Annotated in this window: 12 protein-coding genes and 1 pseudogene; 5 read left to right on the top strand and 8 right to left on the bottom strand. The window is 44.9% G+C overall.

The window, feature by feature from the left end; genetic code table 11:
- The 3 genes from F6J99_RS26915 to F6J99_RS26905 all read left to right on the top strand — a co-directional run.
- Positions 1 to 210 (top strand): hypothetical protein (locus F6J99_RS26915; RefSeq protein ID WP_293117032.1); only part of this gene is annotated, 210 nt, incomplete at its 5' end.
- A gap of 231 nt (positions 211 to 441) precedes the next feature.
- Entirely contained in the window at positions 442 to 1704 is a 1263-nt protein-coding gene (gene iscB / locus F6J99_RS26910; protein WP_293117029.1) for an RNA-guided endonuclease IscB, read from the top strand.
- 48 nt (positions 1705 to 1752) lie between these two features.
- The gene (locus F6J99_RS26905) at positions 1753 to 2544 is read left to right on the top strand and encodes a solute carrier family 23 protein (protein ID WP_293117027.1); all 792 of its coding nucleotides are present in this window, start codon (positions 1753 to 1755) and stop codon (positions 2542 to 2544) included.
- Positions 2545 to 2892: 348 nt separating this feature from the next.
- On the opposite strand, the gene F6J99_RS26900 is transcribed toward F6J99_RS26905, so the two are convergent.
- On the bottom strand, positions 2893 to 4797 hold the full coding sequence (locus F6J99_RS26900) for a hypothetical protein (protein ID WP_293117025.1): 1905 nt from the start codon (positions 4795 to 4797) through the stop codon (positions 2893 to 2895).
- Positions 4790 to 4963, bottom strand: coding sequence for a hypothetical protein (locus tag F6J99_RS26895; protein WP_293117022.1), 174 nt, complete (start codon positions 4961 to 4963; stop codon positions 4790 to 4792). Before F6J99_RS26895 ends, F6J99_RS26900 begins: the two co-directional genes overlap by 8 nt.
- On the opposite strand from F6J99_RS26895, the gene F6J99_RS26890 reads away from it, so the two are divergent.
- A complete protein-coding gene (locus tag F6J99_RS26890) occupies positions 4962 to 5087 on the top strand; it encodes a hypothetical protein (protein WP_293117020.1) in 126 nt (41 codons plus the stop codon). The two genes, F6J99_RS26895 and F6J99_RS26890, sit on opposite strands and share 2 nt — an antisense overlap.
- A gap of 104 nt (positions 5088 to 5191) precedes the next feature.
- Here F6J99_RS26890 and F6J99_RS26885 read toward each other — a convergent pair whose 3' ends face one another.
- Both F6J99_RS26885 and F6J99_RS26880 read right to left on the bottom strand, forming a co-directional pair.
- Positions 5192 to 9484, bottom strand: a complete 4293-nt coding sequence (locus F6J99_RS26885) for a DUF6603 domain-containing protein (protein WP_293117017.1) — start codon at positions 9482 to 9484, stop codon at positions 5192 to 5194.
- Positions 9485 to 9530: 46 nt separating this feature from the next.
- Entirely contained in the window at positions 9531 to 10892 is a 1362-nt protein-coding gene (locus F6J99_RS26880; protein WP_293117014.1) for a hypothetical protein, read from the bottom strand.
- Between the two features lie 205 nt (positions 10893 to 11097).
- Between F6J99_RS26880 and F6J99_RS26875 the strand changes: the two genes are divergently transcribed.
- Positions 11098 to 12132, top strand: a complete 1035-nt coding sequence (locus F6J99_RS26875; protein WP_293117011.1) for a reverse transcriptase/maturase family protein — start codon at positions 11098 to 11100, stop codon at positions 12130 to 12132.
- A gap of 146 nt (positions 12133 to 12278) precedes the next feature.
- Here F6J99_RS26875 and F6J99_RS26870 read toward each other — a convergent pair whose 3' ends face one another.
- From F6J99_RS26870 to F6J99_RS26855, 4 genes and pseudogenes are all read right to left on the bottom strand, one after another.
- The gene (locus F6J99_RS26870) at positions 12279 to 13007 is read right to left on the bottom strand and encodes a tail fiber protein (RefSeq protein ID WP_293117009.1); all 729 of its coding nucleotides are present in this window, start codon (positions 13005 to 13007) and stop codon (positions 12279 to 12281) included.
- Between the two features lie 27 nt (positions 13008 to 13034).
- Positions 13035 to 14021, bottom strand: a complete 987-nt coding sequence (locus F6J99_RS26865) for a hypothetical protein (RefSeq protein WP_293117006.1) — start codon at positions 14019 to 14021, stop codon at positions 13035 to 13037.
- Between the two features lie 145 nt (positions 14022 to 14166).
- Complete coding sequence (locus F6J99_RS26860; protein ID WP_293117004.1) at positions 14167 to 16536, bottom strand: hypothetical protein; 2370 nt, start codon at positions 16534 to 16536, stop codon at positions 14167 to 14169.
- A gap of 40 nt (positions 16537 to 16576) precedes the next feature.
- Positions 16577 to 16691: pseudogene (locus F6J99_RS26855) on the bottom strand (IS630 family transposase); the annotation flags it as partial.

Below are 16691 nucleotides of genomic sequence, written 5' to 3'. Positions count from 1 at the left end.
TTTACTCGCCCATTGGAAAGCGCACCGGAAGGGACTTTTAGAAGCAAATTGACTCTTGTTCCCCCCAAAGTTGGGGGGCTAGGGGGGCAAAATTCAGTATCAAAAAACTTGGGAGATATCCTCTCAGTTCAGTGTAAGATAACCTTTAAGCAGCGGTGCGACAAGGCGCGAGGTTTCAACGCCCACGGGAATGCGCACCAAGAGAATTGACAAAAGCGTCACCTAGTTTAAGCCTTGGTAATTCCCGGTAAATCTGGGGATTGCCGACTAGGTTGCAGACTCAGGATTTACTTCCTACGTTGTTTTGGTGACGATACCTAGGGGTGAACTCCAGCTTCTAGCTCTATCGCTAGCCATTAAGACAAAGGCAAACGTGTGGTTAGCCCAACAAGCCATTACAACATTGTCAAGGAACACATTACCAACTCAGAGGCATTAACCATGCAAAATTACGTATTTGTCATAGATACAAACTTTCAACCATTAAACCCAATTCCACCAAAAAAAGCACGAAGGTTACTAGACAAAGGTAAAGCGGCGGTTTTCAGAATGTATCCTTTTACAATTATCTTGAAAACTTCTGTCATGAATCCAACTATCTCGCCATGTCAACTAAAAATTGACCCTGGCAGCAAGGTAACTGGATTTGCTCTAGTACAAAATAACCAAGTTATCTGGGGAATGGAATTAGAGCACAGAGGAGGATTGATCAAGAAAAAACTAGAGTCTAGAAGAGCTGTAAGACGCGGAAGGCGTAACCGTCACACTCGCTACAGAAAGCCAAGATTTCTTAACCGTAAACGTCCAGAGGGATGGCTTCCACCTAGCTTAGAACACAGGATTTTGACGATTCAGACTTGGGTGAAACGATTAATCAAGTTTTGCCCGATTAAAGAGATTTGGGTCGAAAGAGTTAAGTTTGATACTCAGAAAATGGAAAACCCGGAAATCAAAGGCGTTCAGTACCAACAAGGGGAACGACGCGGATATGAAGTCAGGGAGTATTTACTGGAGAAATGGGGGAGGGAATGCACTTACTGCGGTAAGCAATCGGTCCCATTGCAAATTGAACACATTCACCCAAAGTCACTTGGTGGAAGTAATCGGGTTAGCAATCTTTGTCTAGCATGTGAAAAATGTAACCAACGAAAAGGAAATAAACCAATAGAAGAATTTTTGAAGAAAAAACCAAATTTACTTCAAAAAATTAAAAACAAAGCCAAGCAACCGTTGAAAGATGCGGCAGCAGTAAATGCAACTCGGAACAAGTTAGTAAAAGTGCTTCAGAGTATTAAGTCCGTAGTTACTGGAACAGGAGCACAAACTAAATACAACCGGAATAAGTTCGGTTTTCCCAAAGAGCATTGGATTGATGCCGCCTGTGTCGGGGATATTGAGACCTTGGTCTTGAGAACCTCTCAGCCACTGTTGGTCAATTGCAAGGGACACGGAGGCAGGCAAAAAGCAGCACTGAACAAGTACGGTTACCCGATTAGGCACAACCCATTAAAACCAATCAAAGGTTGGTGCAGTGGAGATATAGCCAAAAACCTTCTGACTGGGGAGTTTGGAAGAGTTAACCCTAGAAGTAAAAGCAACTCATTCAATTACACAATCCCAGGGGAGAAGGCAATAAGCTTACACGTTAAGAATTTGGTCAGGGTTCACAAGAAAGATGGCTACACTTACGGCTTTTGCCAGTAAATACCAGGAATTACCATAAAATAGTCATCCTATGACAAACAGCAACTTATGAGTGAATTCACCGAAGGGATGGCTATTAGTGTAGCAATGGTTTCTCTATTAGCCACCATGCTAACTGCAATTTTAGGGCGGGGTTTTTTACGATTAATTCCGATTTTGATGGGGATAGGAGTCGGTTATCTGGTAACTTTACCGTTAGGGATGGTGGATTTTACACCTGTTAGTCAAGCTCCTTGGTTTCAAATTCCTGAATTTACCACACCCAGTTTCAGTTTACCTGCAATTTTATTTATTGTACCGGTTGCGATCGCTCCTGCCATTGAACATATTGGGGATGTGTTAGCCATTAGTTCTGTGACTGGAAATAATTATCTTCGAGAACCCGGTTTACATCGCACCCTGTTAGGGGATGGGTTAGCAACAACATTGGCGGCTTTTGTTGGGGGTCCTCCCAACACCACCTATTCCGAAGTTACAGGGGCAGTTGCCTTAACGAAAACCTTTAATCCAGCCATTATGACCTGGGCAGCTATTATCGCTATTGTACTCTCTTTTTTAGGAAAGTTAGAAGCCCTTTTAAAAACTATTCCTCTGCCAGTAATGGGAGGAATTTTAATTATTTTATTTGGTACAATTGTGGTGATTGGCATGAACAGTATTGTTCGGTCTAGTGCCGATTTATTACAACCCCGTAATCTTGTGATCGTTGCTGTAATTTTAATGCTAGGGGTAGGGGGAATGAGCGTCAAGGCAGGAGGGTTTGCCTTGGAAGCGATGCAGCGCGGTCTTGGGGGTTTCCCCCATGAGCGACTGCATCAAGACAGGGATTGGACTTTCTAGTATTCTTGGGGTGTTATTAAATGGGCTACTTCCAGACAAGGAAGAAGATGGTAGGTTGGGTTGAGGTCTTGTAAGCATCTCATTGACAAGGTGGTGCGTTACGGGGCGGGCTGTCTAAACCCTGGCGCTTGAGCGGAAAATGAAGCCCCCCCTAACACACCCTACGCAACTATCAGCAATCAGCTATCAGCTTATGCGCGAAGCGCACCCGTGCGCGTTCAGCCATTCGTGTACCGTGGCCAATGGCCAAGGCTGACGACTGACAGCTGTTAGCGTAGTGTGGCTATTCCCGTAGCTTGGCTATTCCCGTAGCTTGGCCATTCCCGTAGCTTGAGGTGCCAACAGCTATCAGCTACTTTGAGTAAACCTAACTTTTTGCACCCCTTCTATCATCTCCAAGCCAAATTGAGCGGAAGTGAATTCACTGTCAGCATGCCTGTTTGGTAATGCATCTTTAATCGCCATTGCGAACTGTTCGATATTAATCACTCCTAGGTCGAAATCATGACAGGGAACTGCATCAATTTGATATTTATTCTGTGTGCCATCGGAGTCTCGCAACCCTTTCGTAAATTGAGTGTTACTTGCACTATAAGGATCGACTCCGAAATGCATGGTTTCTGGCTTCAAATGGATATCTACCGTTTTCACTTCCCCAGCAAACAAGCAGATTAACACATTTTTTGACAGCCGTTCCATCCGCAACAATTTTAGGGGGTCAACACCTGGAACAAACGATGTACTACCATTGAGTTTGGTTCCATAACCATCTACCAGTAAACCCGGCCAACCGGAAACTACCTCCGATCGCAACAATATACCCGTAATCGTTTCGTCTGCATAAGATCTTAAATCACGGCGATACTCCTGCCGCATTCGGGTCTCCTTTGCCACATCGGTTGGAATCACCCGCCCGATACTAAAAGCACCATCTTGCATACAATCGACCCAGTAGGAATCTACCCAGAAAAAGCGGATCGACTCCTGGGGCAGCAGCCGTTCGTCGGGAACTAGATAATTGAAGGGAATGCCTTTTAAGAATTCTAAATCTTTGAACCAATTGATAATCGGGTTGTTAATCGGCTTTGGCAGTGGGGTAAAATCTGCCAAAAAAGGCAAGTGCAACAATGCGTCTTCTATATTTTGGAGAGCGTGGGAATAAGCCCGTTTAAAGTTGTAAAGCGCCACCGCAACACTCTGATTGTTCAAAGTCAGCAACCGTCCTAACTCCCAGGCTGCTGCATAGGAAGTATCGAACAAACTATTGCTAGAATCGTAACGGAGTAGAGCATCCCCTGCCTGCACCGACTCCACTAGTTCGCCTGGGTTTTGTCCTGGACTCAAAGGACCGTGATACCAAGAAACCGTCTTTTCTCCATTTCGCAGTCCGTGGTTGAGGGGAACGTAACCCATCTCAAGATACTTTTCTGCTGGTTCGTTGGTTGGCTCTAGGGCAGGCAATCTCAAGCTATTCGGGTCGCGATCCAGATTCAGTAGGAGTTGTGTAAAGCTTTGATCTGGAGCAGTACAGGCAAAACTCCAATTTTTTAAACTCACGAACCGGATTAAAGGGTCACCTGTGGCACCTTGGTAGTCAAAGTCTCCACCTTTGTTAAACCGGTTTTCCACCGAAACTAAATGCACTGTCGTGATTCCTCCCGGTTTTGGCAGTCGGTTAGCGATTACCGTTGCCATTTCGGTCTCCGTCGGGTTGTCATCTTCATCTTTGCCTTGACGGACGTGCCCCAGGTACTTTAGGTCTGCTCTCTTGGGCATGATTTTCTCGACTAGGGACTTGGGAACATCAATCACCGAGATTTCATCCTCGTCCTGTTCCCCTGGTTCGCCGCTCCAGTTTTGAAAATATAAGTTTTCCTTAAGTTGTTCTAAGGTTACGGTTTGAAGTTCGGGTTTTTCTTCGCCCCAAAACACTAATAGTACTAACCAAGGAAGGTCAAGGTCACTGTCATCACAAGACCGCTCCCAAGGTAATGTGCTGCGCTGTAAGGTAATATGGGGAATCACATTAGAATGGTCTCCCAAACTCTTGGCTGCTGGAAACACTCCATAAACATCATAAGCATTTAATGGGTCGTAGCGATGTCCGATGACAGCGAATTTCAGGTTTTTTTCGTATGTTTGGTCTCCACTTCCTGGATTGAATTTTTGTTCGACGCTAATCTCGTAAACGCCGCTATCTAAAGGAGGTTGGTGAAATTGAAGAAACTCGACTTTCTGTGTTGTATTAGGCATTGGTATGGAGTGTTGTGTTGATAGTTTGGCGTTGCTGAATCAAGGAATGAATGTGGAATAATCTGGTTTTGGTCAAGCCCCCTAAATCCCCCAAGCGAGCAATCCCTCGCTTGGGGGACTTGTCTTGATGCAGTCGCTCATGGGGGAAACCACGGCAGTCGCTCATGGGGGAGACCCCCAAGACCGCGCTGCCTCCCCAAGACCGCGCTGCATCGCTTGAAAGTCTTGTTCCCCCCAAACTTGGGGGGCTAGGGGGGCAAAACCATACCCATAATCAGCAACGCCGATAGTTTCATACAGTTCTTGCTCCCACTCAGGGAACAGGGAATAGGGAATAGGGAACAGGAAATAGAAATAATAATTTATGCTTTCGGCACGAAAATTGATGGTTTTTTTAATGTCCTTCAGAAATCCCAACCTGGGGAACAATGACGAATTCATCCGCCACAGAACCGGTCACATTCACATCTGTATCGGGGTCAAATCCTAAAGCGCTTAAAATACTGTCCCGTTCAGGATTACTAACAACGCTGTGTTCAATCCTTTCTCGCCCCTGTTCGTTAGATCTCCTCAAAAAGGGATCTATGTCGTTCCAAGCATAAGCCCCGGGTACTGGGTTGACATCGTATTGCAATTTCACCGCCTCAATATCCTCCGTCTTGCCGACGGGAGGCTGCACAGCCGGAACGATGCGGAAGCCAGAAAGGGTATTCTCTACAAATTGGGGGTCGTTAATTCCCGGCTGTTTCACAACTTTTTGATTGGATTCTTCCTCGTCCGGTTGCCCCCAGACGTTACTGGGAAATCTTTTGGTAACGGGCTCTAAGGCAAACATATCAGTCGTCACATCATCTCCATCTAACGTAATTGTTACGTTGTAGCTGCTAGTTAATTCCTCACCTTTGACAGCCATGGGGTGAATGCCAAATGCCGTATTGGTCTCTCCAATCTCGACGGTAGCACTGCGGTTTCCTTGGGTTGCTGTTTTGAAGGGAATAAACGAATCGGTGAGGATTTCAAACTCTTTGGGATTGACAATCGCTATCCCCTCCTGGTTTTCTTGTTTCTTAATTTCCTTGACTAGTCCCTCATTCACGGTAATATTGCAAACTTCTGTATCTGCCGGTAAAAAGGATTGCTGAAACTCATTCCAGTCAATTGCCTCGGGAGACTGAGCCGACTGGTCGCCCCATTCAATATTAAACGAGAACAAGAAGACGTGAATCTTGGCAAAACCACCAAAGTCTGGTCCCCACATCCGTAAGTCGGTTCCCACCTGTAGGGGGCCAAGGAAGCCAAAACCGGCTCGGGCATTGATGCCGAGGCTGATATCATAGTAATAGGGTTTCCAGCTAATTAAAAAGTCGGCGTAAACGCGATAGGAAGCATAGGCCGGACCGGCGCGAAATTCACATCCCCAATCACCTCCTGCCATCACTGCGTGGGCACAAAGGGCTACGTAGATTTCTCCTTTAATGGACATTGGCCCTAACTTCCAGTTACAGCCTACCCGGGGCACCACTGGATAGTGGCTAGGACGCTGAAAGTCGGGATGGTAACCCCCCAAGCTGATCACAAAATCCCCCTCATGCTCCCCGGCGAACCAGATGTATGCTGCGTAACCCCCCGTTAAGTGACAGGATTTCGAGAAGATGTAGGACCCTTCTGCTAACTGGGCTTCTATCGATAGCACTCCTTCCTTGGTGGAAAAAGTGGTTTTCATTAACATCTCCATGTGAATGAGATGTGCTTTATTGGTGGCCGCAGGTACGATTAAGGAAGCGCTACCAATCAGGTTCATTTCAAAGGCATTATCCACGGCTACCGTTAACAGCCCAAAGCAGTCGAGGAGTTTAAAGGAAGTAAACTTAATCCCCACGGCCAAGAAACCGGCTCCCGCAGCCACAGCTATGTAATTGTTTAGCTCTTCGAGTTGGCTGCTGACGGTGCTGCTGATGTCGTTACTCTTCCATTTATAGTTACCCTCAATGGCCTCAGAGACTAAGGGAAACTGGCTAATTTCTTCGATGGGGGGAACCCGTAGGGAATAGTTATAGCCAAATCCTGCGGAGGCTCCGGTAAAGAACAGGAAGGGTAGACCGCCCAGGGGACAGTCTAGGACGGCATAGAGGAAGAAGGAAGGGTCTGGCTCTTTGTCGGCATAAGCGGCAATGGCGGATAAACCAATATTGAGTAGGGACTTTTTGCCAAAGGAGAGTTTCAGCAAGGCCATCCCGGCATATTCATCATATCCCCCTTTGTGCGATCGCAAGAATGCACCGCCAATTTCTATGGCACCGCTTTGATACTCTAACTCAAAGCCATCGAGATAGAAACTGGGGGTGAAATCCGTCAGGGGAGAGCCCACAGAAACTTCGTTGAGGAAGAAGCTAAAAGTCCGGAATATGAGGGCGATTTCTGGGGCAAAGTGGATCTCGCCGTTGCGATATTGGAGTCCGACTTTATTAAAGTAAACCGGTCCGAAGGCTCTTTCCATCTTCAGCCAGACTGCGTTATCGGCAACAGTGATGGGGCTTTTTTTGCCTGGGGTGGTTTCGGAAATTTCCGAGGTAGTGGTTACTCTGCTTCTGTTTCCACCTGGTTTTGTTGGTGATGGTGGTTTTGATGGTGAAGATCTATCTACTACAGGTAAAAACAGAGTTTCCTGATACACTGCTCCCACGACCAGACTAGCGGCAATGCTAAGACCTTTGTTGATGCCTTCACTGGTGTAGTAAAATTCGATTGCTGCTGGTGATGGCAACAGGCTATTGAGATCCAAAACTTCTTGCTCGTTCAAATTTTGGGAGGCAACAACGATCTGGAGATTTTCAATCCCAACTACTTGGTCTTTAGGCAACAGATCCCCCACTAGAGGCAGGTTAGAAAGATTAATAGCACCGCCAATGTTAGTCACCCCAAACAGAAAAAGCCGAGTTCTTGAGTTAGCTATTTTGGCCACAAAGAACATGCTACCATAGTTAACTGAAACTAAGGCGATCGCCAATTCTTTGTTCGTAAAGTCGTAGGTCAAACTCGCCGATCGCATGGAAAAGTCAAATTCTGGGGGCATCGAAGGAATTTCATCAAAGCCGAACGCTTCAGCAATATCCTCTATGCCCAGATATTCCTCGTCCATCGATTCCCAAGAGGCTGTCAAGACTGAATCGGAAGTACTGGATAATTTTAGTTCTAAGCTAAAATTTTGTTCTTCTATCAAGAATGTTCCCAGCAAATTCATTTCTTTAGTGGTTTGACTATAGTCATAAACCACGGATAAGGCTGAAATAAGCTGGGTATCAAGAATCGAAAAGATGGCTTCACAGCGGCCATAAAAGGAATAAGAATAGCCTTGACCTTCTTGGGTCACTTCAATGCCAAAGTCTGAAAAGATGATGCTCCCTATCTCATCAGGTACGTTGCCATTCCCAATAATCCCTGTAACCAAATCATTGAGTGAAACACTACCAAAGTAGCTACCCCGAATACTACTGATTTCCCACTTACCTCCGCTGCCACCATTATCAAGTTCAAGTTCAAAACTAAAGCTACCAGGGAATAGATCTGGGAAGAATTGACAGGTTGCTCCCAAAAAGACGGTCGTAAAGCTATCTGCTATAAATGGATTCAGTAATTCAATCTCTAACGTTATGTTTTCTAGGACAATCGCATTCTGAATCAGGCTCCACTGATCACCTTCAGCAGTGCCTACAGACAAGCTAATAAAGCTGATGTTTTGTTCTTCGGCAACGACAACAGAATATTGCTTAAGGACACAGGTCTCGAATGCATCGGTTAATTCATCAGGGATAAACTGTTGAAAATTTTCTCCTCCTGGCAAGCTCAAAATATCATTGACGCTAAAGCCATCGTCTATGGATTCAGCATTAAAGGTTAACCCAGGGCTGACCTGAGAAATAATCACCCCAAATTCAAGATCTTCGGTACTTGCTACCAGACGCAGGTCAATGTCCTGAATCAGGTCAACAGGTTCGGTAATTTCAATCACAAGAGCTGGTTGAGCCAGACTTAAGCCCTCAACAATATCGAAGCTATTTTGAGTTAGGGGCAATTCCAGCCTCATTACGGGATAAGGGTTGGCATGGTTAGGCGCAACACCTCCCCAGGACTTGTATTGTGTTGTTTTATCGATAATCTCTTCTAGCCAATTAGTTGCTGGCCTTAAAATATCTAGGGTCAGCCAAGAAGCCAAATTAAGCCCGGGTTCTAAAGAAATCGTCTCACCACGTCTATCTGACCAAGGAGGATATTCCGACTGTGCTTGTGAAGAGTAAATAAAATAACTGTCTGAGAAAACAATAACATCATCATTAAAAGGAAAGATATCGCTCAGACTCGGAAAGCTATCCTTAAAGCTCCAACCTTCTTCAAGTTTCAGCACAATTTGGCATTGGACATCATCTCCATCTACTTCAAAGACAACTTGGGTCTCTATATCTGCACGTTGCAATAATGTAGTTTTACCAGTAGGTATTTCAATTGTATTTACCTGGGGATCGGGGATATCATTAATGTCGCTTACTGTCAAGTATTCGTCTTCTTTTAACAAAAAAACTTGACTGATGCGCTCTAGCTCCCTAGGAGGCAACAAAAGTTCCTCATTAAATACAATTGACGAGCTAGTCTGTACTTGCTTTCTAAGGGCTTCTAATAGTTGCTCTAGCATAATAAAAAATTGGGTTTGTCATTGAGATTGATCAAAGGATAAATAGCTATACTATTGAGGAGGCTATCTGGGTATCTGCCTCGTCTTGCGTTTTTACCTTAGGATTGAAGATTCCCTCTGGAACCCAATTTGGTTTTTGCCTCACCACCTTAGCCATGATTTGTTCTACAGCTTGGCTTTGAGCCCAGTGTTCTTTCCCTTTCATTTGTTCTTTCTTGTTCTCAGTGTCCAAAACAGTGTTCGAGATATATTCTTTCAGTGTTTGTTCATTTTCATTTTGCTTGACTTTATAATTTTCTTGAGCTGCTTGGTTTGAAATTACTTTATCCAACACCTCAGTGATTTTTTTTGCTGCTTTTTCCTCGTCGTTTGTTTCTGGTTCTCCTTTAAAAACAGTCGCTTTTTTGACTATTCTAATTTTGCTGCTGGTTTCTCCTTTCATTTTTTGAGTCATTAAGAGATTAGAAAAGCTTGTGTCTTCATTAGAGGTAATAAAATAGGGGCTGAAGTTGATTTTTGCTGTTTTTAAAGACTTAATATTCCATAATACACATTGTTGCAACAATCCCGTTTCCTCGGTATCACCACTCCTCATAACATCATCTTGGTTTGGATTATACTTAGTGCATAACTCTCTTATTAAGTCACCATCCGTAGTGTTAGATGTTGCCCCTTGAAAGCCCAATCCCCAGATTTGTTTATCGTTGTCCATGAAGTTTTCTAACTTTACAAATCCAGGAAAATTTTGTACATAAACTACATTGTCGTCCACTAGCCATGCTTTACCCTTATTTATATCTATTTTTTTACAAAACTCAATAGCAGCAAATCGACTGGCACCAAACCCTACATATGAGTTATCAAAATTTTCACCATCTTTATTCTCTTTCTTTTGAGATTTAAATTGCCAACCTACTATCGTTATCCCTGTACCTTGTAAGGTATTTATATAATTATAATACTCAATTCTGTTAACTAACATGTATACACGACGATTTTGATTTCCAATTCTTTTTGGGAGGTACCAAGGAATAGCCCCAGCGTATAACACAATGGTGTCATTAACATCGTTAATATCATCACTACCCTCTGTGTTATCTAAACTGTCAGCTCTTGCCTTAATCCATTTATGACGTTTGCTTGAGATAACTACAATTGGAGGAAGTGCCTCCTTTGCTTTCTCTTTATTTTTAATTGATTCCCAATCAGCTGCATATAAAACTAGCTGCTGGGGGAGTAAATTCTTTCCCTCTAAGCTCTTGATACGCTGATCAAATAGTTTTTTATAATCAAGGATTGAGCTGTCGATTATCTTCATATCTTGAGAATTAACCTCCAAGGGAGCATACTTCTGATTTTTCAGAGGTGGACCGTAAAGTGTATTGTTTTTTACAGGGATCGGAGCCATGGTATACCTCATTAATTAAAAATGGACAAAAATGATGAAATTGGGAAAGAACAGATATTTTGTTGAGAATGGGGTAGATACATAAAGAAGGGAATTAAGAAATGCTAAATCCTTTCAGGGTTGATATGTGTATCCCTTTTAGCCCCTTCATGTTTATTACTGTTTGGTCATTATTTTGTTCAATTCAAAATGCTCGTGTTGTCTAGTGGAAGAAGGAGAACCACCAGGTTATAATAATCATCAACATCCCGCCAGTGCAATGACCGACTTAATCGCCCAAATCGCCTCCGATGAAATCCTCGACCAAGCCTACCAGTGGATCTGCCGCACCCGCTGTCATTATCACTATAATGGGGATGTGTGGCACCTGCGCCGATGGTGGGGGGAGAAAAAGCCGATTCTCCAACAACAATTGCGGGCGGGACAATATCGCTTTCGGGAATTGCGGTTGATTCAGGGTCGAGAACGTACGGTGGAGTGGTGGTCTTCCCTAGATGCTTTGGTGTTAAAGGCCATAACTCTTGTTTTAACCGCTCATCTGAGTCCTCATTTGTCTGACCGCTGTTTTCATCTGGCTGGCCACGGCGGACTCAAGGGTGCAGTGCGGGAAGTATCCGAACATCTCCGGGACCATAAGTTTGTCTTTCGCACTGATGTTAAGGGTTACTACGCCAGTATTAATCATGACATTCACTTTCGGTTGCTAAGTGAATCCGTACAAGATGAGATAGTTTTGGACTTGTTGTGGCAGTACCTAAAACGGAGTGTTGCTAACGACTGCGTTTATACCTCTTACCAACAGGGCATTTCTCTCGGTTGTCCGCTTTCACCGTTGATGGGTGCCCTGTACCTCAAGCCTTTGGATGACCGGATGGCCGCCATGGGCTGCTTTTATGTCCGCTTTATGGATGATTGGGTGGTCTTAGCTCCCACTCGGTGGAAGTTACGGGCGGCGATAAAAGCCGTGAATGAGGTGATGGAGGAGTTGTTGGTGGTGAAGCACCCGGACAAAACCTTTATTGGACGGGTTGACCGGGGCTTCGATTTTTTGGGCTACCGGTTTCTCCCTACGGGTTTGACGGTGGCCCTTAAGACTGTGGAAAGATGTTTGGCGAAGGTTGCCCAGCTTTATGAGCAATGTGCGTCTGATCAACGCATTGGGACTTATCTTCGTCGTTGGTGGCAGTGGGTTTGCAGTGGGGTTAATCTGGCAACATCCGGTATTTTCACATGTTTCTAGTCCTGGTCTTCCCACCCTTTTGGGTTAGTTGTGTGCTCCGTGTCAATTGATAGTAGGGGCCGGTTTGATCATTGATACATCCCTTTTGTTTTTCTCCCATTCCTCCGACTCAGCTGCATGTCATCATAGGTTTTCCATTCCTTTCTCTAATATTTGATTATGTAGTTGACGGTCAGATACGGAGGCAGCAGGTAGAACTCTTCCCCATATTCCTCTCCATGGCTTCCATCATGGTCCGCTGTCGTCTCTCCATGGCATTCTTGGTCGTCTTTTTCGTACCTCTTTTGCTTGATAGTGTCGGCTGATAGCGAATTATCCCCGACATGAGATGCGATTTCCAAAAAATGCCACCCTGTGTCCATATCACTACTTACGGCTATCACATCTCCCCTCTCGTGTATATGATAATTTTCTTTTTCATTTGGGTTGATAAATCCTATCGAATGTTTATGATCGTCGGGTTTTATTTGATGAATATGCGGCGGTACATGCTCTTTCTTTAGCCTCTTCTTGAGCTCCCCATCTGCCTCTCCTAGTCTCTTACATCGATCAAAATACTCATGATATCCCACTGCCACCCTGTGGCGTAGGTCTGGGAGCTTAAACTTTCCTTTGTTACTCGTTTCTCCGTATAGCCCTTTGATTACCGCATATAAGGCTTCGTATTCACCCACCTTTTCCCTTTCACTTCCATCACAGATTAACCAGCCCTCTGGCTCGGTATCACCTCCATACGGCACTATCGTGCCGACCGGGATCACCAAACCCTTCTCTTCCTTTATTCTTCCGTTTACCTCTAACTTCTCTTCCTTGGGTTCCTTACCTATTCCAACTGACCCCCCCCTGAGCAACAACGGCGTCTTCTCAATCTGCACCGCAAACTGCCCGTCGCGATACTCGCCTTAACCCCCATATTCCAGATACAGATTGGCTTTGCCCGTTGGATGATTTGTCACTATATTCTTTATTTCTAGTTCTATATACTCCAATTCACTTAATCCTTGGCTGATTTTTTCCGGACTTATCAACCATTTCCCATCCGTCTCCTGATTCGCCTTCCATTTCCTCAAATCCGCCGGTTCTACTCTTATTCCTTTCACCTTCTCCACTTCCGCCAGGGCATAAGGCTTCTCCTGTTCTTCCCCCGTCTCAAACCACACTTTAAACGGTTCGTTATCAGTAAAACTCAGTTTGCCCCTTTCACCAGTATTGGTGATTCGCAGGGTTAATTGGTTTTGTTCTTTTCCATCATTGAGAATGGTATTCGAACCCTTGAAGCCCACGTGCAGAGGAATATTGCCCTTTCCTTTGGGGTCGGCCACTGTAATGGTCTTGCTTACATAAACTGGCACTCCTTCATTATTTGGGTTGAGTGGACACCACGTGCCCTCTTCTTTCATATATTCGAGGAGGGGCCCGTACCACAACTCTACATTCGTACTGTCATCTTCGTAACCTGGATCGGCACAGAATTTTTGCAGCGGGGGCAGCACCACATTGTCTCCTTCTACACCTCTCCCTTCCAGTTCTTGCTCCTCTTTTTTCAGAAAATAGATGCTTTCGAAAGGAGCATTTGATGTACTATCTTTGACTACACCATATGCCACCTCCCAGCCACCACTCGACTCGATTTCTGACTCCCTTAAGTCGAGCATTACACCCTGGGGAAACTTCACTAAAATATGGTATTCATTCTCGCTTACCTTTTGTTCTTCGGGTGCTTTAAATTTAATTTTCTTTTCTGACTTATTTTTCAGTTTTAAGTGAATCGGGACAGCATCTTCTATGGTGTCCTTTTTATATATGGTATTTATTATTCGTTCGTTGCCGTAATAAAACTCAAAATCAACTCCAGGTTGATTCCATTCACGTAAAACAAATGTTTCCATTGTTTGTCCTCTATTGGTATTATTTTTGTGGCTTGTTAATGTTTGCTTTGGGCTCGGCTTTGAGATTACGCATGGTTGTGTATCTTCACTTCCTTTTGCCCAAGCAGACCGGAATTGCCTTTTTTCCCGTCCAAAATATCGTATCCTAATCCGTTATCCCTTGAGACAACATCAACCAACCTTCGTGGATTTTATTGCCACCCACAAAATATGCCTTGGCATCAAACTTACCAATTTCAGTGGTTTCCGACCATTCATCCCTTTCCTTCGCCAACCAAGACCAAGCAGAATCGGCATCTTCAGGGAGAGAGATTTTCAGTTGAGCGCGATCGGGGCTGCCAATAATAGGTGCCGATAAGAAGGTTACCTCTATTGACCGTAAAGCCCTACCGTACTGCTCTGGAGGAATAGAAATTGTCCGAGCTGGCAAAAAGCCGCAGGTAGCATTAATTTTTCCCCGAGGATCCACCAGCATGGCTAAAGTTTGCCCCTTCTCCGGTTCCAAAGTTTGCTCCAAGTTTACCGGCGTATCGGGAGTCGGATCCTCTTTATTCACAAACAAAGTCTTGATGTTCGGGTTTGGTACATAAATGCTCTGGGGAGCATATAAAATACCATTTTGGTAGGTATTATCCCCCGATTCAATCCAGTATCCTACCAAAGCATCGTTCAATTGTCGATAATCACCAATACGGATAGGTAATTTTACCTTGGCAAAATCATGGGTTGTGCGATCTGGTCCTTCATCATTATCGAACTCTGTTTTGAGATCACTAGCATTCTGAGTTATGGATGGTTGTCCTTTGAGCTCCAAATTCACCCGAGCCCTTACCAAAGCTAGGGGTCGTCCCATCATTAAGGCGATGGATTGATGTTGGGCATAGTTGTCCGGTTCGATGCTCTCTAGGGCAGTATTGGCAGCAGTCAGGAAATCAGTAAAAAACTCTTCATCTTGGAGGTTAACCAGATAATCCAACAGTTGACCCAAATAGGGATTGACGTCGCACTTAACCACATCAATGTTTGGTCTATAGTCCCTTCCGGGCATGGGCAACCACTCAGGACTGCCATTCCTGACCTGAATCATACCCAAGGACTGGCCGTGAGTTTTATAAACCATCAGGCTGTTGTCCAAATAGTTAGGCACAATCCAACCGCAAATGGGAGTAGTGGCCGGATGGTCATTCGTTTCCACCTCTCCCTGACTGGCAGACAGCCACTGGAAATTGAGGCGAGCTGGTTGAGCGAGGCGGGGTGGTAAATAAATGGGGTGGCTGCTTGTACGCGGGTTCATGGCCGCAGTGGTTACCACTTCAACGCTGTCGGAATTGGCCATATCTACCACATCTAGCACCCGCCCAAAGGTATCTATAATTCGCAAACCGCTAATATCGAGAGCCCCAGTGCGCCAAGGATTAAATTCGTCGAAGATTAACGACCCCCGCAACAGGCTACCGGGAACATCTCCTTTTGCTAACGCTTCACGCACGTCTCTTTCAAAGTAATCAGTTGAGGCCATGGGGTCTTTAACCTCCAACTGCATCTCTCGCTTATAGGTGAGCAGGGCATCGTTGAATCCTCCCAGTCCTTGGGCGAGACAGGGTTGATCTTTCAGTATTTCGTAAGCTCGCAGTGCGGTATAAATCGGATCGTTAACCTGATCTTCCTCAGAAGCACCCATTTCCGGCTGACCTTCGTACCACTTTTTAATATCTTCCCAGTGGTTGCTGAAGTCATCAGCCATAGAGTCACTTTCTTCTTGATAACGAGGTAACAGTACCTTGGTCAAGTAAAGGTCGATCTGGTTCTGGAGTATGGTATTCACAGAGGGAGTCAGGATGCAAGCGCCGCTATAGAGATTAGCTCCCTCCATAAAATCACTCTCTGCCTCGTCCTTCAATAACAGATCTGCTTCATTTACGGGTAGCTGATAATGCTTTTGCAACAAATCGGGGTGGTAGCTGCCTTGACTCTGGCCTTCGCTGTGCTCCACGGGGAACAATTGGACTGCCCAGTGTAGCAAGAACGGAATCCAAGGTTGTGCGCTCCAGTCTTGGAAGCCAATTTTCTTCTCCCGTTCAGAAGGCCCCAATGCGTCGAGTTTAGCTTTGAGAACACCTAGTGTCTGTGGGGAGAGTCCCTGCATATCGATTGCCTCTGTCAAAACCTGACATTCCAGCAAACCATCAGCCTGCAAACGACCATCTTGACCGTGACGGTTGCCATAAGTTACGGCATCCCCCGCCATTAAAATCACTGGCTCGTTAGGTTCCCAATAACTTTGAGCAGGTTCTTTTTTGAGCAGGTAATGCAGTTGGGAGGGGTTAAAATGGTTAGATTGTATCTCTTGCAGTTTGTTATTAAAATCATTTAGAGTGGCGATAAGATCGTTGATAGCCTCTGCTAGTCGGGCGGCGATGGAGTCGGGTAAGGAACCGGGCGCATCAGCCCCGGTCACTTGCTCTTCATTATCTGGTTTTAATGCTATAGTTCCTGTGTGAGCGTGCAGCTGCATCAACGCATTGATGCTGCATCCGTTCAGATTACAGCCCGTTTTATTCTAATGAGGTACAATAACAGCAATGGGTAAACCAATTTTTAATATCTTTCAGAGAGACTTGCTCAAAAGCTTCATCAATTGCATCCACCAAGTGAGGATAATTCCTCGCT

The sequence above is a fragment of the Moorena sp. SIO4G3 genome (assembly GCF_010692305.1).
GTDB lineage: Bacteria > Cyanobacteriota > Cyanobacteriia > Cyanobacteriales > Coleofasciculaceae > Moorena > Moorena producens_A.
This window is presented reverse-complemented; position numbering and strand designations above follow the sequence as displayed.